The organism is Vibrio sp. 779(2023) (genome assembly GCF_033344285.1).
GTDB classification, from domain to species: Bacteria; Pseudomonadota; Gammaproteobacteria; order Enterobacterales; family Vibrionaceae; genus Vibrio; species Vibrio alginolyticus.
In genome coordinates this window covers 1-1,100 of sequence record NZ_JAWPOM010000191.1, presented here as the reverse complement: position 1 = coordinate 1,100, position 1,100 = coordinate 1, and the positions used below count along the sequence as shown (strand labels likewise).

Genomic DNA, 1,100 nt, shown 5'->3' with positions numbered 1-1,100 from the left:
TGTTGGATAAGTGCCGTACATCTGAAGGTTACTTGTGGCAACGTAGCAAGGCACAAGGCGTGGCTCGTTTGACTAAAGAAGTGACGGAAAGCATCGAAAGTTGGATCTCAGAGTTAGCACCAGCTAAACCTGCAAAAAAAGCTGAAAAAGTTGACCTTGTCAAAGGTCGAGCAAGCTACAGTCGTAAAGGAAGCAATCTTGCTCTCAATCTGAAGAAAGTCGATGACAGCTTGATGGAAGAAATCCTTGCTTTTGTTCAAAGCAAAATGCAATAAAACTAAGCTTTAACGATAACCGCCTTCGGGCGGTTTTTTTATGTCTGCGATCTTGAGCGTGTGGAAGCATGCTCCGTATAGTAGATGTGATAACATGGCGGCAGTTCAACATCGGATAGACCCCATGCACGCACAATCTGAATTTCTATCTTCACTTCAACGCCAATCTCAACATGCTTTTCAACGCTCAGGCGTTGTTTTGCAAGGAGAGGCCGATTGGCAAGAGGCCATTCTCTCTGCATTTCTTCAAACTCAAACCACACAACGTTGGTTCTGTGTTGGGGATTGGTCATTCGAGAGTGCCTTTTGTGTTGGAATGAAGCAGGGAAATCGACTACTCGGAAGAGAATGTGATGTGCTGCTGTTTGACGCGCGAAAAGAGTTCGATGCTAATAGCTTTACGGCGGCAATTGGCTCTCTCGTTGGCGGTGGAATGCTACTTGTTGTGACAAATACTGCTCAGCCACAACATTTCGCTGAGCAATGGATGCAGACCCAATGGCAAAAGCTGATAGTTCTTGAGCAGGGGAAAGTTGTTCCTCAGGTTTCTGAGCTTGCTATTGCGCAGAGAAATACAGAATACATAGAGCAGACTCACGCTGTTTCATTAATCGAGAAAGTGGTGAATGGGCATCGCAAGCGTCCTTTAGTGCTCACGGCTGATCGCGGGAGAGGTAAAAGCAGCGCATTAGGCATTGCTTGTGCTCAGTTATTGCAACACAAGCCACTGCGTATATTACTTACCGCGCCTTCTATTAACGCTGTTGAGCCAGTCTATCAGCACGCGCAGCGTTTACTTACGGATGCCAAACAGATGAAGAACCA

General features: G+C 46.3%; 1 protein-coding gene and 1 pseudogene. Both read left to right on the top strand.

Annotated features, from left to right (window positions below; genetic code table 11):
* Positions 1–275 (top strand): annotated as a pseudogene (locus tag R8O70_RS25995) (chromosome partitioning protein ParB); the annotation flags it as partial.
* Positions 276–399: 124 nt separating this feature from the next.
* A partial coding sequence (locus R8O70_RS25990; protein WP_318184560.1) for a tRNA(Met) cytidine acetyltransferase TmcA domain-containing protein occupies positions 400–1,100 on the top strand: 701 nt, incomplete at its 3' end.